The sequence below is a fragment of the Paenibacillus sp. FSL L8-0644 genome, from assembly GCF_038008165.1.
Classification (GTDB): Bacteria; Bacillota; Bacilli; order Paenibacillales; family Paenibacillaceae; genus Paenibacillus; species Paenibacillus polymyxa_D.
On record NZ_JBBOYN010000002.1, the window covers coordinates 38,554 to 56,167 of the forward strand.

Sequence of the window (17,614 nt, forward strand, 5' to 3'; positions counted from 1 at the left end):
TAAATTGGAATGACCGGGAAAATGTTTTATCAGAAATAACCACTATGATGAGTTCCACATTTCTCTTCGCAAACTACGCCGCTATCATACTCATGGTATGGGAATCCGTTTGTTTTACTGAAGCGAGACTCCGGTGCAGCTTATGATTAACGATTCCGATTACCACGTCCGGCTCCATTACATCCTGATGGGAGAGCGTAACCAATGTTGCAATATCCCCCCTATGATATGCCGCTGTCAACGCTCTCAGAAAAGTTTTCGAGTTTTCACTTTCCGGTAAGGATAACTCTCCTTTGAGGAGATCCTCCTTGACTGCTTCAAGCGATTTTCGTGCCCGGTGGAGTGCAACTTTTACCGCTCCCTCCGTTGTTTTGAGCATGTCGGATGTCTCACGAATCGAATATCCAAACACATCTCGTAGCAAAAAAACTGTTCTCTGAAGCGGAGATAAATGATTCATTAAGGACTGTAACACTATCTCGATTTCAAAAGATCCATGATCCGGCACAGTTACTTTCGCTTGTTCTCTATTCAATACCCGACTGTAGACTGCTTCTCTCCGTATCTCATCAATCCAGGTGTTCTTCGCAATCCGCAGCAAAAGCGCTTTGGGGTTTGTATGTTCGAGATTGTTTAACTTTCCTAATGCTTTTACCCAAGTATCCTGAGCCAATTCTTCCGCATCCCAATTTGATTTCGTAAGCGACAGACAGTAACGCTTCAGGACTGCCTGTAATTCCTCCAAGTTCTCGATGTTTATTGTATTATCTGTCATTTGTATAGAATCATCTATGCGCATAGGTCCTCTCCTCCACGGTCTTATTCTGCCCTTTCCTAGAGCAAAGCCTTTTGTTACCTCCAATGTAAACGAACAAGGGGGTGTAAAAGTTACACCATTTACGCAAATCGTTTTCCCATTGAAACCTCCGTATCTTTTTACGGCCTCGGTTCGTTTACAAGGAGAAATCAACTGAAAACAGGAAATTGGGGGTATCAAAATGAGTGTTTATGTTCCTTATGTTGTTGAGCAAACTGCTCAAGGTGAAAGATCGTACGATATCTATTCCAGACTATTAAAGGATCGTATTGTGTTTGTCGGGGCAGCCATCGATGATCATTTGGCTAACAGTATTATTGCTCAATTATTGTTCCTGGCGGCAGAAGATCCGGAAAAAGAAATTTACATGTATATCAACAGCCCGGGTGGCTCTACTTCCGCAGGATTTGCCATTTATGATACGATGCAGTACATCAAACCTGATGTACACACGATATGTACGGGATTCGCTGCTTCGTTTGGCGCGATCCTGTTGCTAGCGGGCGCCAAAGGGAAACGTTCGGCGTTGCCGAACAGTGAAATCATGATCCATCAGCCGCACGGCGGCGCACAAGGTCAGGCCAGCGATATTGCGATCAGCGCAAAACGAATTTTATGGACTCGTGAAAAGGCAACCCGTATCACAGCTGAACGGACCGGACAATCTTTTGAAAAAGTCGAAAAAGATATGGACCGGGATTTTTACATGTCCGCTCAGGAGGCACTGGAATATGGTGTTATTGATCAGGTGATCACTTCTTTATAGAGTATGCTCAAACCCTAATGATCCGCAAGAAACTTTAAGAAAATATGAGGTGATATCATGTTAGCAAGTTTACAAGGTAAGGAAGTAACTATTCATTTTATAGATGGGGCAAATGTATGCGACGGGATATTGGATCAGATTGACGACAAGTTCGTTAAATATCTTACGCAATATCAAACGCTTGTTATTCCTATCACATCTATTCGCACCGTATCCATTGACATTAAGGAACGGCAGCGCCATAGAGTTGGATTCGCCCCTTGAACCTATTTTAGTATGGGTGTCAATTACATTGTACGGAGGCCCTATATTATGTAAATTTTACATGGAGTAGAAATGCTTCAGCTAAGACGTGTCGTTCGACAAACTAAAAGCTGTGATTTTGACGCATCATGATGTCGATCATATAGGTTGTCTTCCTGAGATTTTGCAGGAGTGTGGCGATCATATTAAAGTCTATGCACACGAACTGGATAAGCCGTATATTCAAGGGGAGATCCCACTTTTAAAAGATAGTCACCTTGTGCATCGCCCGAAGGGCAAAGTGGACGATACCTTAATAGATGGTCAGGAACTGCCGTTTTGCGGCAGGATTCACGTCATCCATACGCCTGGGCATACACCTGGTCATATCAGTCTTTATTTAAGGCAAAGTAAGACTCTTATAGCCGGGGATTCGATGTACAGTGTAAGCGGGGTTCTCGGGGGAATTCATGTTCCGACCACACCGGATATGGATGCAGCTCGTCTTTCATTGAAAAAGTATTTAGATCTCGATATTGCATCCGTAGTTTGTTATCACGGGGGATTAAGTAATGTACATGTGAATGATCAGATATTAGGACTTAGTGGCGAGTTAATTTATAGCGAATTGAAGCAACCCCGTAAATGACCGGGGTTGCTTTTATAATGTTCATATGAATTGTATCTAATGCCCACACTTTATTGATAGACACGCACGTAATCGACTAGCATTTGGGACGGGAACTGCGTCGAGTTATTGGGAGCACCAGGCCAGTTTCCGCCGACCGCTAGGTTCAGGAGAATAAAGAACGGCTGCTGAAATTCTTCGGTGTTCCCGGTTCCGTTCTCTATATAAAATTCATTGAACTGCTGTCCGTCGACAAACCAGCGGATATACTTGGAGTCCCACTCGATGCTATACACATGGTATTGGGAAAAATCCAGATTGCCCGATACCCGCCCAAAGTCAGCGTGGCCTCCCGCATCCCAATGCACAGTACCGTTCACAGAAGGATTGTTGTTTACACGTTCCATAATGTCGATTTCTCCGCATTTCGGCCAACCTACCGAGCTGATGTTGCTGCCTAACATCCAGAAAGCTGGCCATATCCCTTGACCGGACGGTAACTTGATGCGCGCTTCTACTTTCCCATAAGTAAATTTTTTCAAGTCTTGAGTTTTGATCCGGGCAGAGGTGTAATTCATTCCGCCATAAGCTTCTTTTTGTGCCGTAATCACCAGATTGCCTCCGGTAACCTGCAAATTCTGCGTACGGTTGGTATAGTACTGCAGTTCATTGTTTCCCCATCCGCCGCTTCCGGTACCGATTTCAGGGGTCCAATTGGACCGGTTTAACGAAGTTCCATTAAATTCGTCGCTCCACACAAGATTCGAGTTCGGTGCTGCGCTTGTATGCATTTCTGGAAGCAGAACGATTAGGAGACTGAGCAGCGCAACCGCACATAATCCTTTTCTTAGCATTAGTTCCCTCCTCAATAATAATAATCCAGGTTCTTAGACACTTCAGAAAAATAAGCCTTCAAGCGGTATTGACCATTGAAACGGGGATCACCTCTCTTTATATTTTTCTTCTTGGACAGCTCATAAGTTAGAATCGTAGATAGACGATTGAAAAAATATACCGCTCAAGCAGGAGTATAATGGAAACAAAATCCATATTCAACCTATATTTAAGTTTTTTTCACAAAAATTACTTCCCCATCTAGATAAAGTCGGTCTTTATAAATCAATAAGAAATTTAACAGCCATTAAAACAAACGTAGTAGCACGTATCGCACCGGACACGGTGTAGCGCTGGCGGTCATCTACGATTACCAGAAGACACGTGGCGGCGAGCATCCACAAATCTTCTTATCCGGAGGAAACCTTCCCCCTCAATTCCGTACAACTCATAGCGATGTCGCCACTTCACTAAGGTGGTAACGCTGTGTTATGTTTTTTTGCTACTTCCACACGGCTGCTCTGTCCTGCTTTTAACTCCTGTATGATGGCTAGTTTCTCAATCGCATTGTATTCGTTTTTCTTAGACAAAATAAAACTCCCCTTCAAGCAGCGGTTTATTTATTAAACCTGTCTACTTGAAGGGGAGCATATCAAAATCGGTACTCTGTTCCGTAATTTATAATAGCGAGGTTACGAACTTCACCTCCGGAAAGCGGTTATCCGGTCCTTTCATTAAGATTCCGCCTTGATTTTTCAGATACATATCGAAGAAATCCAGCATATAGGCATTGATAACGGAGTTCGCTCTTTCGGGCGCAATCTTTCCTGTAATGCCCAGCATTTTGAAAATCGGAGAAATGAACTGTACGTCGGTAAAATTCAAATGCTCCGTATTTTCGATATAGAGGACTTGTCCTCCTTCGTCGACCGTTTCGCGCATCCGTTCAAGCTCCAACTTTTTATCTTCCGTTACTTGATCCTCCCACTCTCTTGTTGATCCCATACGGTTAAGCTCTGCATCCGTGTAGACCCGGTTATCCATCACCATTTTCAATTTTTCGAAATAGCTTTCCGAGTTGATGAACAAAAACGGCTTTCGTAGACCCTCTCTGTCACGCAGTCGATAAAGCCCTCCATCAAGGTCTATTCCAGCCGTGATTCGCGGATCATAAGAAGCGTCATAGGCCGTCGCTCCGCCGATGGAATGACCGAACGTCCCGACATGACCGAGATCAATCCTCCCTTTTAGATGACTTGGAATCAACCCCGATTGGATGAGCTCGAATTGGTCCAACGCAAACGCCACATCGCCGGTTAAAACTTTTCCCAACTTGTCGCGATTTCCTCTACTCGTCTGGTAATCATGGTCGGGCGAGAATAAGTCGTTGGTTGTGCTGGTCGTGATTCGCCCGTCCGGAAACTCGGTTGCAAATGTATTGTAGGTATGGTCGATCACTGCCACGATATATCCATGACTCGCGAGATTTTCGGCTTGCGACGTGTGAAGAAACCTGGAAGAGCCGTTGCCGGGATTCGCAAGGATCAGCGGGTATGAAGTCTGTGCCGAAGAGACTTCGGCCCCCGAATAAGCATGACTGGATACGTACTTCAGGTGTTGAAACGTAAACTCGGGAAGGCCATAGTTCGCGGCCATATAACGTAAAATCTGGGTATCGGGAATAAAGGGAGCGTACTTGCCGGTGCTAGCTTGAGCCGGATACCAGACCTGAACCATCAATTCTCTCTTACCCTCTCTGGCTTCGTCGAAAATCTCTTCCCTATTTGTATCCACGAAATGAAAAGTTTGCGTTCCTACCTTAAATTCGCCTGTCGGTTCAGGTAGTTTAAATACAGGAAAAGCATACATGAGACCCGCTGTTGCGACCAGCATTATTGCTATAGCGGTATAAGCTGAACCCAACATGAATCGTGGGATTTTTTTGGGACCGTTTTTTTTAAAATAGCTATAACTTGAAATGGCTAAAAAAATGATCGTTATGCAATATGGGAATAATAGCTGAACTCTGTATCCTTCCACCGTCCAATGAATGACCAGTAAAAGTGTGGCAATCCCGCTTGCAACGAATACTGGAATTCTACGCCGTCCTTTTTTTAATTGTACGGTTAATACAAATAAGCCGATGTTTGACAATAAAAGCAACAGTTCAAACAGCCTCATCTCGATTCTCCTTTCAAAAAATTTCTATTTTCGTTTGTTCTAATCTTATCCTGCCAGGCTGGCCTAAGCTATCGATTTGCCTTACATCAACCTAACAATTTTGTAATTCGATCTTGCGGTATTGGAAGACTCGTAAAACCAAGGATGAATCAGGAAATACCAATAAGTATGTGGTTAATACATCACAGACTTATAACGACTATGGTAGTATCACAAGCGCTGTTGACGTGTTGGGTGTACCAACATGATGCAACGTCGCATTTACTTGTTGGTGGCTCGAAACCAATTTCTGCGACTCAAACACAATATACGGAATATGTACGTGATGCAGTTCACGGCAATGTGACAAAAATTCGTGTTCGTGAAGTCCGATATTATGGAAATTTCACAAGAAGTAGAAAATGCTTCAGCTAAGACGTGTCGTTCGACAAACTAAAAGCTGTGATTTTGACGCATCAAGATGTGGATCTTATAGGAAGTCTTCCTGAGATTTTGCAGGAGTGTGGCAATCATATTAAAGTCTATGCACACGAACTGGATAAGCCGTATATTCAAGGGGAGATCCCACTTTTAAAAGATAGTCACCTTGGGATCCCCCCGAAGGGCAAAGTGGACGATACCTTAATAGATGGTCAGGAACTGCCGTTTTGCGGCAGAATTCCAGCATCCATACGCCCGGTCATACTCCTGGTCATAACAGTCTTTATTTAAGGCAAAGTAAGACTCTTATTGCCGGGGATTCGATGTACAGTGTAAACGGGATTCTGGTGGGGGATTCATGTCCCGACCACACCGGATATGGGTGCAGCTCGTCTCTCATTAGATCTCGACATTGCATCCGTAGTTTGTTATCACGGGGGATTAAGTAATGTACATGTGAATGATCAGATATTAGGACTTACCAAAGGATTATTGTCTTTGGTGGGTATGATTCTTACATGGAAGAGATGCTTAAAATGATGAAATTCATGAGGATTCGATCGTTCTCCAGTCCTTCAGCTCCTTTAAAATACCCGATTGGACAACCAACCAGCCTAGGTTATAACCAAGTTTCTGAAAATCCCGATCTCAAAAGTACAAAAAAAACGCTTGAAAACCCAAGCGCTAGGTGTTATTCATGATAAAATGGCGGCGAAATCCCTTTAAGCACTCAGTTCCAGAAATACTGCATCCGCGTATACCCGACATCCCATGCTTTCATGTCGCCCTTAATCGTGATCTTCAGCTCATCCCCCGGCTCAAGCGGAATCTTGAATAGCGAAGGGAACAGATCAGGATTAGTACGCTGAAGTTCTCCAGAATTGCTCATGATCTCCTTGCCATCCCGAGTAACACTGATACTACCGGAATAATCCGTTGGTTCGGGGCATCCGTAATCGAAGGAGAAAATCGTCTGTCCCTCAGACTTGTACGTGAACGTTCTGGAATCTCCGCCTTCAGCGCTATATAGGTTATAGCGGAGCGGTATCTTCTGTCCGTTGATTTGAATACGGTCCGGTTTGTCTCCGATGGATGAATTGCCCGAGTTGTCCGTCCATTCAGTGATCGCCACAAACGGACCTTCTACTTTAGTTGTTATTTTGTCTACCGCCACCCCTAATCCCCATAAAGCTATAAAAAGAACCATACCCGATATAGCCGTTGCCACCAGATTGCGCCCGAGACTCCGGTAACGGAAACCAAGCTTGTACGCCCCAAAACCGAGGGCTGCTCCAATCGAATTCTGAAGAGCGTCGTTGATATCGAAGCTGCCCAGGAATGTAAGGGCCTGGATCGTTTCCAGCACAAGAATCGCGATGAAGAATAAGGTGATGAACCGGACGAAGCTGACCTGGTACAGCCATGGAATCAATATACCGAAAGGAATAAACGCAATAGTGTTCCCGAAAGCCACCATACTCATTAGGCTGGGATGCAGGAGATCAGCTGGAGACGGCAAACTAATGAAGTTCTCGGGCATAAAAATAAAGGTGTAGCTGGAAATTTGTTCCGAAGCCTCTCCTCTGCCGAAAGCGAAGAACATAAAATAAAGTACAATAATGGTATAGACTATAGTTGCGGTTAGTAAAATCTTGCGTTGTTTGACCATACTTAACTCCTCCACTCTATTTTTCCATCTATCACTATAACCTACTTACCTGTTTCATGAACCCCCCACCCCTTAGCTTGATTAACTTTACTTGCCCAAAATCAGTTCTATGAAATGTAAAAAGAGACACCCTTGACTCTCTGCGTAAAATAGAAGTACCACCAACCACTCCACGCAGAGGAGAACAAGATATGTCTCATACGTATACTTTATCACAACAAAATCATTGGAACAATCGGTCGGAACAATGGAAACTTCCGCTGTATTTCTCAAAACTGGTGCTTCATCACATCAAGCACTTCGTAGACGGTATGCTTTCGACCGGATTTTCAGGTACCTTAACGGATATTCACCGAGAAAGTTTACAGGATCGAGACCGCAGAACCTTGATTCATTTCTTAACTCACGGAAACTGGAACGCGTCTTACCTGAAACGTATTATTCAACATGTCGCTTTCCAGCAGATGAGGGAAATCGCTCAACGGGTCATGGCCCCTTTTTTGTCATCCTTGACGATACCGTATGTGAAAAACCAAGCCTTCGTCACAGGCTACGCATAGGATTCAAGGGGCTTCGTTTCAACATTCTCATCTCAAAGGTCAGTCCGTCTACGGGCATGTTGTTGTCCAAGCCTTGCTTCGTTCGGGTGACCGGGTTTTCCCCTTTGCCTCAGAACGTTACGATCCGGAAGCAAAAGCAAAATCGATTTGGCTTGTGAAATGATTCGGTCTGTTCCGATGTCGACGTGCCGAACTTACGTTCTAATGGACTCCTGGTATCCGTCTGCTTCAGTACTTCAAACGAGCGCGGAACGTGGCTTTCATGTGATTAGTGGTTTGAAAACGAACCGTATCTTCTACCCTCAAGGCATCTGGCAATCGCTCAAAAACTTTGCTTCCTATATCTCGAAATCGGATACCGTTCTGGTGACGATCGGCTCCTCCGCTTACCGAGTATATCGCTATGAAGGGAAGCTCAATCTCTTGGAAAATGCCGCCCTGCTCCTATGTTGGAAAGATGGAGATGGCTTTGAACCTAAGCAGATGAAGGCCTTTCTGAGCACGGATATTTCACTGAGCAATGAAGAGATTCTATGCTATTACAGCAAACGTTGGGACATTGAAGCGTATTTTCGAACTGCGAAAGTACAACTGGCCATGGATCGTTACCAGGTTCGATCTACTCAGGCGATTGACCGTTACTTGACCCTGCTCATGTTTTCTGCGTTGTATTGCCAGTATGACAGCCAAGGAAGTTTAAACGATGGTTACATCACTACCGTATCCAGAAAAAGCATGACATGATTGATTATATTTACAACCAAGCCAAAAGCGGGGCAACATTAGACCAAATTAAAACATGGCTAAGCGTTGCATAGGGATACTGTCAGCTCTTAAAACTTACAAATTATTGAAGCGATTATTGGCAAGTACAGTTATTTAGCTATGCGTGCAGCAGCCTTCGAAAAGTGAATCGATAAAGTAGTTGCTTTTAACATTTTCTATTGTGGTTTAGATGCCTTAAAAATGGGAATGCCAGAAGAAACTTACCAGAGCATAGTGCAGTTAGTCGATTGTAATAAAGTAGATCAAGTGAATTCATTATTCGAACAGATGATGACTCACAATATTGATTTGCATTGGAAGATTACCAAAGGGATGGAAAACACCGGTGAAGCAACGCCTTTTGATCTCATTAAAAATTTCGAAAAGCACACGATGTAAGGCATTGGGGCGTTCATTAATCAAGATGTTCTTTTACTAGCTGGAGAAGATGATCAATACGTACCCATTAGCCGACTCGCTCAAATCCAACAAGAATTAATCAACGCTGCTTCCATTACAACCAAAGTATTTACTAAAGAAACGGGGGGTGAGCAACACTGCCAAGCAGGTTACAGGGAGTTAGCATTTAATTAATGAAATGAGGAAATTCCTATAACAAAGAGGAATGAATACTATAATTTCTCGCATAAAAAAATTCAGATGGTTTCCCCTTTTGGGGGAACCACCTTTTTAAAGCATTTTATTTGACAGCAACAAATCTCATTTTGTCTACAATATATTAATTATTCTTCTATACTGTAAATACTTGCCCCAACTTGAACAAGATCAGGAGATGATAACTTGCCAATGCATATTCCAATATTTTTCCTTTCAGCCATTGAGGTTGAAATTTGAACAGAGCTAACGCTTAATACCGTCTCAATTTGATCTGCATTTTTAATAAGAATTTTATCACCTATGATTTTTTTTATTTCTGGGTAGGTTAAATGGTCTAATCCTTTGTTTGTTCCTACTAAAATTGTACCTTCATCTTTTGACTCAAAAGTTATACTAACATCCATTATTTTTTCCATTTTAAACGCTGCCCCTTTATCGTTCTTCAATATAAAGTTCTCCCTTAACATCACGTATACGCAAATCAGCGCTTTTTAATTAGGTTATGGCATCCCTCAGTAGGTCATCCTTTCTATTGATGTTAAATCGGTATCGAACCTTGCGGCTCTTATACTAGAGTATGTCTTCAAACTATAAAACTATGATTTCAGTCAAGGTGATGGTAAAATTTATTTTCAAATGAAAAGACGAAACGATTGTCTCATCCGATCCGCTAAATTAGCGGCTTTTTTATTTTAAAAGTGCTGGTGCGTCAGTCCGTTTTCATAAAACTTCAACACGGTTTCCATTTATATCAATACCCAGAAATGTATGGTATGATGAAGGACGATTTAAAGAAATCGTATTGTAGTGAAGGGATGATTTATATTGATAGATCACGATAATCTTGAAGAGTATCGAGACCCGATTAATTATGATCTTGAATTTGGCGACGAGATTAATAAATATAATTTCTATCTTGATATTGCTAGATTGAACCCAGGCGAAGTTTTGGAACTTGCATGTGGTACAGGATTGACAACCATTCATTTATCAAAATCGGGGATACATATAACAGGTGTTGATATTTCTTCATCGATGCTTGAATATGCGCGAGTTAAAGCTCAAGGTTTGCCTGTGGATTTTATTGAAGCTGATGCTCGTACATTCGAATCCGAAAAGCGTTTTTCCATGATTTATCTGACAGGAAATGCATTCCAGGCATTTTTGAGCGACGAGGATCAACGAGCCTTACTCGAAACTGTCTACAAGCACCTAGAGCCAAATGGGGTGTTTGTTTTTGAAACACGAAACCCCTTTGGAACCGATTTATCCAACCAAGAGGAAAGCATCTGGGGAAAATTTATCGATAAGGATGGAATTAAAGTCAAGGTATCTGGGACACAGTCGTATGATTCAAGTAGCCAGATCATGCACTGGGTCACGTTCCGTGATTGGGGATCGGAGAAAACAACTTCTCGAATTGCATGTCGCTTTACTGATAATGACACGCTTCAGCGTTTATTAACGAGCCGCGGCTTTTTTTTCGAAAATCAATATTCGGACTGGGATAAAACACCGTTCACTCCTTTATCTCCTTCCATCATTAGTGTTTGTCGAAAAAAACATGGAGCCTAATACGATTGACGACCGCGCGTAAGATATCCATGCCATTCGCATGTTTTTGAAGGAACAACAGGCTATTCCAGTGATTCCCGAAAAAAATCGCCGAGTCATCCTAAAATATGATAAGATCGTTTACAAAAAAACGTTATTTGGTGGAATGCTCTTTAATAAAGTAAAGAATTTATCGTCGTCTGGCGACTCACTATGTAAAATGGCGTGTACATTCAAGTCTTTTTTTGCCTTGGCAACCATTATTGTTTGGCTTGCCTGAGTTTGAAGACACGCCCTAATTCATAAAAAATTCTATTGTTTTCTGCCAAGAATCTGATTGACCAAAAGAATTTCCTTTTAAAGTACCACCACAAGTAAAAACGCCTCCACCCATTTTTAAGTTCAATGTTTCGCTTAAAGGTATAATAAATGGTATTGGTAATGAGTGACCTAAATCCTTATAGTCTAAAAGATTGTATTTGTATTTATAATTGTTTTTTTTCAAAATACTCATTATTTCTACACATGCCTCGTGAGTATTCCAAATATTATCTTGATGACCTGCAATTAGCAATAAATTCGCATTTGCATTCTCTATTTTTATTCGAGCCTCCTCTTTATTTCTTGCCCTTTCCACACTTTTTTTATATGTAGTAGTAAAACCAAAAGGTATATTTTTTTCTAAGCAATGACGCTGATGGTCGTAAAAAATTTCATTATCAACTGGTATAAATGGTAATGATCTCCCTTCATACGACCATGATGAAACATTTTTACCACTCATCAAACCATCCAACGCTTGAAAACAATATGCATGAGGTGCAGAAGCCACAACTTTAGAAATGAATTTATATCGTGACGCCAAAAGTAACGCCAATTCTCCACCTTTAGATGTACCATGTACATATATTTCATTAGTACGTGTTAATGAATTCTTTTTAAGCCAAGAGAACACTTTTTCAAAATATTCAAGGGGAATTTCCTCAAGCTTTTTAGGCAATCCCTTTTCATTGAAATATCCAACGGTTAAAACATTAAAACCTCTAGATGCCAATGGTCCTGACAAAATCGAAAGACCACTTAGTTCACCATCAGACCCACCCAATACTACAATCGTTTTATAATTTGAGTTTTCAGTGTAAAACAACTCTCCCACGAATGCATCAGTAATCTGATGTCTTTTCACTTCCGGTAACTTAAACATACGCTCTAGACTTATGCATTCCCGATCTTGTCCATTTTCACATACTATGTCAATAAATAGACTACCATCTATTGAAATATTATGAGCGATATTTCCTCCCTCACTATTAATCTTCTGTAAAGAAGCAATAAGGCCCATACTATCTATATAATCATAAGTTCCAGAATCAGGTTTCTGTTTCGATAAATCAACACTACCGTTTGAATCCGCAGTAAACCAAGCAAATGATTGATACTTTTCACTAACTGCCCAAGGAAAATGCATGGATGCAGTTATTTTTATTTTGTCCTCTGGTGGTAACCCGGTGACACAAAAATCGATTTTTTCATCAATTATTGCAATTCTCGGTTGTACTTGTAATTTCATCTCGCGACCTCCAAAAGTAGCAATGAATTTTGATGGAAAAATGTTTCCCATTATTTAAAAATGCTTTCTCCGTAAAATAAAGCTATCTAAAGCTCGAATTTGTGCTTCTTGAAACCCTTCCAAGTCTTCAAATTTATAATTTACATCTTCCTCAAAACCAACGTACTCTTCGTTGTGAGCACCATATATTCTTTTCAATAAACTCCATAACACTTCTAATTCTTCAGTTGTGAATCCATTAAAAATATCTGCCATTAGGCATATTGTTTTCTCACCACATTCCAGCATGACTCTTTTCCCTAATTCCGTGATTTCCACGTTAATTGCACGTTTGTCCCGTTTGCTTGGCGTCGTAATTAGGTATCCTTTATTCTCTAAATTGACTATAAGCTTTTGTGCGCTTTGTTTGCTTGTTTCTAACTTTCTTGCAATATTAACAAGTGTTGTTTCATCCTCTGGCAAATGAGCTATTGCCAGCATGATCATGTACTGTCGTGATGTTAATTTCTCAAAATAGTTGTCGCCTTGTATTTGCAACTTATTAGTAACGGAAAAAAAAGTAGCGTAAGTTTGTTGCATTATATATAACTCTCTAAGCGCTTTAGAATATTCCATAAATATATCCTTTTCTTTTTATTGTCACCATACTGACTATAATTACAATAACAGCATTTTGTATTATCGTCAACATGGTGACAATAATACCATTTGTAAATTGCATACATTAAATAAATAATTGTTATTGTGTATCTGGAATTCCTAGTCGTTATGAATGATCAGCCCGGTCACGTCTTTTGCCTTGCGGAAGTGAAGTTGTTTGCTAAGCCAGGAGAAGGAGCGATTATATCAACACGTACGACGAATAACTAAAAAGGGTGGAGTTGATATAGTTTATCAACTCCACCCTTTTTCTGTGTGTGACGAGTTCAGTCTCTTTTCTTGGTACCGCTTTTTACTGTAAAAAACAACAATGATAAAAAGAATAGAGCCTGTGAAGTTTTAACCATCAACCTGATTCCTTCACCGGAATCTTTTATATCAAACAAAATATCAGCTATGGATACCAAACCTGTAGTAATAAGTATAATCAATGCGAGTATGTACACGTTTAGTCCCCCTTTTTTCCGATTTTACAGCAAGAAGAAGACAATAGCTCTGGATGCGGGTTCGGCCAACCACGCAGGCAACCCAACATATTTTAAGGCGTAAGCAAGACCGTCCTCTGCTGTGCCTGTGAAATCTACCATGATATCCAAAGCTTGCATTATTACTTGATAACCAAGATAATATTTCAAAGTTTCTTTTGCACCGTCGGTCAAAAGTGGTATCTTATCTACATAAATTTTTATCTGTTCATTCCAAGCACATGATCCAATATTTTTCAGTTTAGAAATTAATTCTAACGCTACTTCCTTTGCGAACTTTGATCTCCAGCCTTGTGTACTTACTTCCCCAGATGGACGTTGAGTATCGACCATTCCAAGATTAGTGCCTACAGTTTTGAAAAGGTCATCATAATCAACTTGTCTTAATTCTTGCTCTACTCTTTCATCAACAATTCCATTTTCCAAGTCTATCTTAGTCTCTGAAGTTATAGAAGATTCTACGTTGTTTACAGCTTGAGCATTAGCGAAAGCAGGAAGTGTAAACGATGATAACATAAGAGCTGATAATGACGCGATACCCAATTGCTTAAACTTTTGCATAAAATCAATTCTATCTTCATATATTTGGTATTTTCATCAATATACTAACATGAATTATATATACTTGTAAAATAGAGGGATATAGTAGTTGTTTTTTCCTGTAATAATATCTATTCATAGTATTTGGACAATAAATGGTTATTATAACCTGTGAAAAGAGACTGTTTATTAAATAACTTTTGACCGAATGATGGCCGTTCGTTAGACTTTTAGCATGATATATTTATATCATGGAAAATTAAATAAGGAACACCCCGCCGCTTTCGAGCCTCGGTGAACCAGGTCGGCCAATGTGCCGGCCTTTTGATTTTTCAACAAACCAAATTAGGGAACATAAATCATGTCTACAGAAGCAAGCGCAGTAAGAAACGGTGGGTGGGCATATTTGGTAAAAATATTGAGTCTCAAAATCATATACTTCAAACAATAAATGGATGCACATACGTTTGTTCCCTTCATGCTCTAAACCTAAATGAAATCCTCTGACTAAATAGCGAAATATTCGCTAAAAATAAAAAGCGATTATTTCGCTGGGATATTCTAGGTTTGGAGGTGAGAAGATGTACCAAAGGATCCGAGATTTGCGTGAAGATAGAGATTTGACTCAATCCCAAATGGCTGAATATTTGAATTGCAGTCAACGAATTTATAGCAATTACGAACGCGGCGATGTTGATATTCCTACAAGGATTCTAATCAAACTAGCTGATTTCCATAACACAAGCACAGACTACTTGTTAAACAGAACGAAACAAAAAAAACCTTATCCCGCAGGCTAGCTACTTTTAGAAATAAAAAAGGTAACTCCTCATAAAGGAGCTACCTTTCAAATTTTTTTATAATCGCCCCCTACAATCTTCTGAACTACCTATTTCAACTCTTCTTTCCCGTCAAATACTTCAATCATTATTAGTGCCCCCATTTTATAATCCTCAATATAAGCCGAAGCGGACAATAAGGAAATTAAAACATCTTGTAAATCCGAAAGCTCTTCAATTAATTTGTAATCTTGTTCTGGCAATTTTGTTTTGAGGGCTTCCTCAGCATCGGCTATTCTCTGAGAGACCAGTTCAAACTCAGTGTCTTTCGATTTGATTCGTTCACTTGGGTTACATTTTCCGTAATAAAAGTTCTCCAAGATACTCATGTTCTACTCCTTCATGATATGTATTATTAACCCTCTGACTAATTTTAGCGAATTATTCGCTAAAAATAGATAGCGATTATTTCGCTAAGATATTCTTAGTTCGAGGTGAATATGATGTATCAACGGATTCGAGATTTACGTGAAGATAAGGATTTGACTCAAACTCAAATGGCTGATTATCTGAATTGTAGCCAGCGGATATACAGCAATTATGAACGTGGGGAAATAGACATTCCAACGGAGATTTTAATTAGACTAGCTAATTTCCACCATACAAGCACAGACTATTTACTAAATAGAACAAACCAAATAAAGCCCTACCCGGCGGGATAACATTTCTAAGAAATAAATATTAGTCTTAATCTAATTGTGCATTATTTCAATAAATGTTTTTCAACCAACGTAAAATTCTCTTTTATTGTAGATTTCCCATCCACCGTAATCAGTTTTACACCAAGAGTATGGGTCATTTTATTGGCTTTACGAAGGAGCGCGGAGGGACCATCATAATATATCTATGTACCTACCCAACTTTCCTTAGGCGACAAGCCGTTCGCAGACACAGAGCATCATTTGCTCCTAGTTCTGAAGGATGGTGAAGTCGAACTTACAGGCTACCAGTCTGGTGCGGAATGCACTTCATTTTTATCGTATGTTCGAATGCAAACACAAGGAGCATTGCCCTGTCGACAACATCGGCTTGGACAATGCGCTTTATTTTATAGCAACTGCCCTTGGGACAGCATCTTCTGTGCATTAAAGTTAGAAGTCATAACAAGAAAATTTTTAAAAAAACCTTCACTAATTACTAGGTTAGTGTGGAGGGAACGAATACTTTTTGCCACCCCAAGCCACGAGAAGCGCAAGGAATAAGAGTATGAATAATGCCCATGAAAATGATCCCGCACCAAAAGTTTCGAGTAAAATACCCCCAGCCATCCCGCCGCCGGCGATAGCCAGATTCCATACGGTCGTGTTAATCGGCATAACCATATCCACTTTGCCCTCCCCTGCAGCCTGAGCAAGCGCCGTTTGCAACAGCGTTGCTGCGCCACCGAAAGTTAAACCCCATACCGTAACAATGATATAGATCATAAGGGCATTGGAGTTGCTAAAGCTCATGGCAATAGAAATTAAGACGAAGGAAATAAGACTAATCAAGACAAGCTTACGCAGCCAACGGTCGATGAATACGCCAGTTATCCATATACCTATGAGAGCAGCAATGCCAAAGAAAGCCAGCGCCAGCCCCACTCTCTCCCCCATCCCATTGGCCGCAAGAAATGGAGCAATATAAGTGTAAAGAATATTATGGGCTGTCATCCAGGTCAGTACAACCAATAGTATGGGCCGAATCCCCGGTGTAAGGAAGACTGCATAGATCGAAGCTTGCTTATCGGAGGACTGTCCCGGATAGTCCGGCACCTTCCAAAGCACCCACGCGATCAGTATAACTGTCAGTAGTGACATAATTCCAAAAACAGAACGCCAACCCATAAGGTTCCCCAGAAACGTCCCCGCTGGGACACCAATAGCCAAGGCGATCGGCGTTCCAACCATGGCAACGGCCATCCCCCTCCCCTTCAATGTAGCAGATACCATGCGGAGAGCGTAACCGCCGATCATCCCCCATAGAACTCCAGCCGAAACTCCTGCCAGTAGACGGGCAGCCAGCGTCAGTATGTAGCTGGAAGAAATCGCGGTGACACTATTAAAAACCAGGAACCCGCAAATAGCCAGAAGTAACAGCGGACGCCTCCGCCATTGGCGGGTAACTATAGCTACAGGGATGGCAGCCACTAGGGAACCGATGGCATAGACAGTGACCAGTTGACCCGCCATTGCCTCTGAAATATAAAGTCCCTTGCTTATTTGCGGAAGCAAACCAGCCGGAATCGTTTCCGTCATAATACAGATGAATCCTGTCATAGCCAAAGCAAGCAGACCAAGCCAGGGAAAGCGCTCAGAGGAGGCGGAAGAAGCAATCTTTACAGTAGTAGAAGAGTTATTGCTGGACATTAGCGCAGCTCCTTAAAATCGATTTCAAAACAAGTTCAAGCGAAAAATCAAGCATATATGCCAATGATTTGCTCTCCTTTTATTTTACTTATGGATCGATCAATCCACATTTTAAAG

The 17,614-nt window shown here is 41.1% G+C and carries 18 protein-coding genes and 4 pseudogenes; 12 read left to right on the forward strand and 10 right to left on the reverse strand.

Going from position 1 to position 17,614, the window contains the following annotated elements; all coding sequences use genetic code 11:
• Positions 1-73: 73 nt before the first annotated feature.
• On the reverse strand, positions 74-775 hold the full coding sequence (locus NSS94_RS25310) for an RNA polymerase sigma factor (RefSeq protein WP_341040457.1): 702 nt from the start codon (positions 773-775) through the stop codon (positions 74-76).
• Between the two features lie 223 nt (positions 776-998).
• Here NSS94_RS25310 and clpP point away from each other — a divergent pair, with 223 nt between their 5' ends.
• The 3 genes and pseudogenes from clpP to NSS94_RS25325 form a co-directional block, all read left to right on the forward strand.
• A complete protein-coding gene (clpP, locus tag NSS94_RS25315; RefSeq protein ID WP_013310269.1) occupies positions 999-1,583 on the forward strand; it encodes an ATP-dependent Clp endopeptidase proteolytic subunit ClpP in 585 nt (194 codons plus the stop codon).
• Positions 1,584-1,640: 57 nt separating this feature from the next.
• On the forward strand, positions 1,641-1,847 hold the full coding sequence (locus NSS94_RS25320) for a hypothetical protein (protein WP_039275041.1): 207 nt from the start codon (positions 1,641-1,643) through the stop codon (positions 1,845-1,847).
• Between the two features lie 88 nt (positions 1,848-1,935).
• Positions 1,936-2,475 (forward strand): annotated as a pseudogene (locus NSS94_RS25325) (MBL fold metallo-hydrolase); the annotation flags it as partial.
• 53 nt (positions 2,476-2,528) lie between these two features.
• Here the strand turns inward: NSS94_RS25325 and NSS94_RS25330 are convergent.
• Positions 2,529-3,308, reverse strand: a pseudogene (locus NSS94_RS25330) (glycoside hydrolase family 16 protein); the annotation flags it as partial.
• A gap of 658 nt (positions 3,309-3,966) precedes the next feature.
• Entirely contained in the window at positions 3,967-5,469 is a 1,503-nt protein-coding gene (locus NSS94_RS25335) for an alpha/beta hydrolase family protein (RefSeq protein WP_341040458.1), read from the reverse strand.
• A gap of 417 nt (positions 5,470-5,886) precedes the next feature.
• On the opposite strand from NSS94_RS25335, the pseudogene NSS94_RS25340 reads away from it, so the two are divergent.
• Positions 5,887-6,429: pseudogene (locus NSS94_RS25340) on the forward strand (MBL fold metallo-hydrolase); the annotation flags it as partial.
• Positions 6,430-6,619: 190 nt separating this feature from the next.
• On the opposite strand, the gene NSS94_RS25345 reads toward NSS94_RS25340, so the two are convergent.
• Complete coding sequence (locus tag NSS94_RS25345; RefSeq protein WP_341040459.1) at positions 6,620-7,558, reverse strand: VanZ family protein; 939 nt, start codon at positions 7,556-7,558, stop codon at positions 6,620-6,622.
• Between the two features lie 191 nt (positions 7,559-7,749).
• Here NSS94_RS25345 and NSS94_RS25350 point away from each other — a divergent pair, with 191 nt between their 5' ends.
• The 3 genes and pseudogenes from NSS94_RS25350 to NSS94_RS25360 all read left to right on the forward strand — a co-directional run.
• Positions 7,750-8,118 (forward strand): hypothetical protein, encoded by a 369-nt coding sequence (locus NSS94_RS25350; RefSeq protein WP_152526656.1) that lies wholly within the window; start codon positions 7,750-7,752, stop codon positions 8,116-8,118.
• 159 nt (positions 8,119-8,277) lie between these two features.
• Complete coding sequence (locus NSS94_RS25355; RefSeq protein ID WP_445671542.1) at positions 8,278-8,862, forward strand: transposase; 585 nt, start codon at positions 8,278-8,280, stop codon at positions 8,860-8,862.
• A 132-nt stretch (positions 8,863-8,994) separates the two neighbouring features.
• Positions 8,995-9,477: pseudogene (locus NSS94_RS25360) on the forward strand (alpha/beta hydrolase); the annotation flags it as partial.
• Positions 9,478-9,626: 149 nt separating this feature from the next.
• On the opposite strand, the gene NSS94_RS25365 reads toward NSS94_RS25360, so the two are convergent.
• The gene (locus NSS94_RS25365) at positions 9,627-9,947 is read right to left on the reverse strand and encodes a hypothetical protein (protein WP_341040460.1); all 321 of its coding nucleotides are present in this window, start codon (positions 9,945-9,947) and stop codon (positions 9,627-9,629) included.
• Between the two features lie 379 nt (positions 9,948-10,326).
• On the opposite strand from NSS94_RS25365, the gene NSS94_RS25370 reads away from it, so the two are divergent.
• On the forward strand, positions 10,327-11,076 hold the full coding sequence (locus tag NSS94_RS25370) for a class I SAM-dependent DNA methyltransferase (RefSeq protein WP_245231688.1): 750 nt from the start codon (positions 10,327-10,329) through the stop codon (positions 11,074-11,076).
• A 46-nt stretch (positions 11,077-11,122) separates the two neighbouring features.
• Positions 11,123-11,335, forward strand: coding sequence for a hypothetical protein (locus NSS94_RS25375; protein WP_141695479.1), 213 nt, complete (start codon positions 11,123-11,125; stop codon positions 11,333-11,335).
• A gap of 15 nt (positions 11,336-11,350) precedes the next feature.
• Here NSS94_RS25375 and NSS94_RS25380 read toward each other — a convergent pair whose 3' ends face one another.
• The 3 genes from NSS94_RS25380 to NSS94_RS25390 all read right to left on the reverse strand — a co-directional run bounded on the left by NSS94_RS25380 (position 11,351) and on the right by NSS94_RS25390 (position 14,331).
• Complete coding sequence (locus NSS94_RS25380; RefSeq protein ID WP_341040461.1) at positions 11,351-12,625, reverse strand: acyl-CoA thioesterase/bile acid-CoA:amino acid N-acyltransferase family protein; 1,275 nt, start codon at positions 12,623-12,625, stop codon at positions 11,351-11,353.
• A 54-nt stretch (positions 12,626-12,679) separates the two neighbouring features.
• Positions 12,680-13,240, reverse strand: a complete 561-nt coding sequence (locus NSS94_RS25385; protein ID WP_341040462.1) for a MarR family winged helix-turn-helix transcriptional regulator — start codon at positions 13,238-13,240, stop codon at positions 12,680-12,682.
• A 515-nt stretch (positions 13,241-13,755) separates the two neighbouring features.
• Positions 13,756-14,331, reverse strand: coding sequence for a hypothetical protein (locus NSS94_RS25390; RefSeq protein WP_341040463.1), 576 nt, complete (start codon positions 14,329-14,331; stop codon positions 13,756-13,758).
• Between the two features lie 560 nt (positions 14,332-14,891).
• Here NSS94_RS25390 and NSS94_RS25395 point away from each other — a divergent pair.
• Positions 14,892-15,110, forward strand: a complete 219-nt coding sequence (locus NSS94_RS25395; RefSeq protein ID WP_029515066.1) for a helix-turn-helix domain-containing protein — start codon at positions 14,892-14,894, stop codon at positions 15,108-15,110.
• 89 nt (positions 15,111-15,199) lie between these two features.
• On the opposite strand, the gene NSS94_RS25400 is transcribed toward NSS94_RS25395, so the two are convergent.
• Positions 15,200-15,478: a DUF6809 family protein gene (locus NSS94_RS25400; protein ID WP_341040464.1), complete on the reverse strand. Its 279-nt coding sequence runs from the start codon at positions 15,476-15,478 to the stop codon at positions 15,200-15,202.
• Positions 15,479-15,592: 114 nt separating this feature from the next.
• Here NSS94_RS25400 and NSS94_RS25405 point away from each other — a divergent pair, with 114 nt between their 5' ends.
• Together NSS94_RS25405 and NSS94_RS25410 are read left to right on the forward strand one after the other, a co-directional pair.
• Complete coding sequence (locus NSS94_RS25405) at positions 15,593-15,811, forward strand: helix-turn-helix domain-containing protein (RefSeq protein WP_076295896.1); 219 nt, start codon at positions 15,593-15,595, stop codon at positions 15,809-15,811.
• A gap of 259 nt (positions 15,812-16,070) precedes the next feature.
• Complete coding sequence (locus NSS94_RS25410; RefSeq protein ID WP_203055978.1) at positions 16,071-16,238, forward strand: hypothetical protein; 168 nt, start codon at positions 16,071-16,073, stop codon at positions 16,236-16,238.
• A gap of 53 nt (positions 16,239-16,291) precedes the next feature.
• Here NSS94_RS25410 and NSS94_RS25415 read toward each other — a convergent pair whose 3' ends face one another.
• Positions 16,292-17,497 carry an MFS transporter gene (locus NSS94_RS25415; protein WP_029515070.1) on the reverse strand — a complete coding sequence of 402 codons (1,206 nt, stop codon included), beginning with the start codon at positions 17,495-17,497 and terminating at the stop codon, positions 16,292-16,294.
• Between the last annotated feature and the right edge of the window lie 117 nt (positions 17,498-17,614).

Bases quoted from the DNA above. Each gene is read 5' to 3' on its own strand.
- NSS94_RS25310 (WP_341040457.1), bottom strand. From the start codon at position 775: ATGACAGATAATACAATAAACATCGAGAACTTGGAGGAATTACAGGCA.
- clpP (WP_013310269.1), top strand. From the start codon at position 999: ATGAGTGTTTATGTTCCTTATGTTGTTGAGCAAACTGCTCAAGGTGAA.
- NSS94_RS25320 (WP_039275041.1), top strand. From the start codon at position 1,641: ATGTTAGCAAGTTTACAAGGTAAGGAAGTAACTATTCATTTTATAGAT.
- NSS94_RS25335 (WP_341040458.1), bottom strand. From the start codon at position 5,469: ATGAGGCTGTTTGAACTGTTGCTTTTATTGTCAAACATCGGCTTATTT.
- NSS94_RS25345 (WP_341040459.1), bottom strand. From the start codon at position 7,558: ATGGTCAAACAACGCAAGATTTTACTAACCGCAACTATAGTCTATACC.
- NSS94_RS25350 (WP_152526656.1), top strand. From the start codon at position 7,750: ATGTCTCATACGTATACTTTATCACAACAAAATCATTGGAACAATCGG.
- NSS94_RS25355 (WP_445671542.1), top strand. From the start codon at position 8,278: ATGATTCGGTCTGTTCCGATGTCGACGTGCCGAACTTACGTTCTAATG.
- NSS94_RS25380 (WP_341040461.1), bottom strand. From the start codon at position 12,625: ATGAAATTACAAGTACAACCGAGAATTGCAATAATTGATGAAAAAATC.
- NSS94_RS25385 (WP_341040462.1), bottom strand. From the start codon at position 13,240: ATGGAATATTCTAAAGCGCTTAGAGAGTTATATATAATGCAACAAACT.
- NSS94_RS25390 (WP_341040463.1), bottom strand. From the start codon at position 14,331: ATGCAAAAGTTTAAGCAATTGGGTATCGCGTCATTATCAGCTCTTATG.
- NSS94_RS25395 (WP_029515066.1), top strand. From the start codon at position 14,892: ATGTACCAAAGGATCCGAGATTTGCGTGAAGATAGAGATTTGACTCAA.
- NSS94_RS25400 (WP_341040464.1), bottom strand. From the start codon at position 15,478: ATGAGTATCTTGGAGAACTTTTATTACGGAAAATGTAACCCAAGTGAA.
- NSS94_RS25405 (WP_076295896.1), top strand. From the start codon at position 15,593: ATGTATCAACGGATTCGAGATTTACGTGAAGATAAGGATTTGACTCAA.
- NSS94_RS25410 (WP_203055978.1), top strand. From the start codon at position 16,071: ATGGTGAAGTCGAACTTACAGGCTACCAGTCTGGTGCGGAATGCACTT.
- NSS94_RS25415 (WP_029515070.1), bottom strand. From the start codon at position 17,497: ATGTCCAGCAATAACTCTTCTACTACTGTAAAGATTGCTTCTTCCGCC.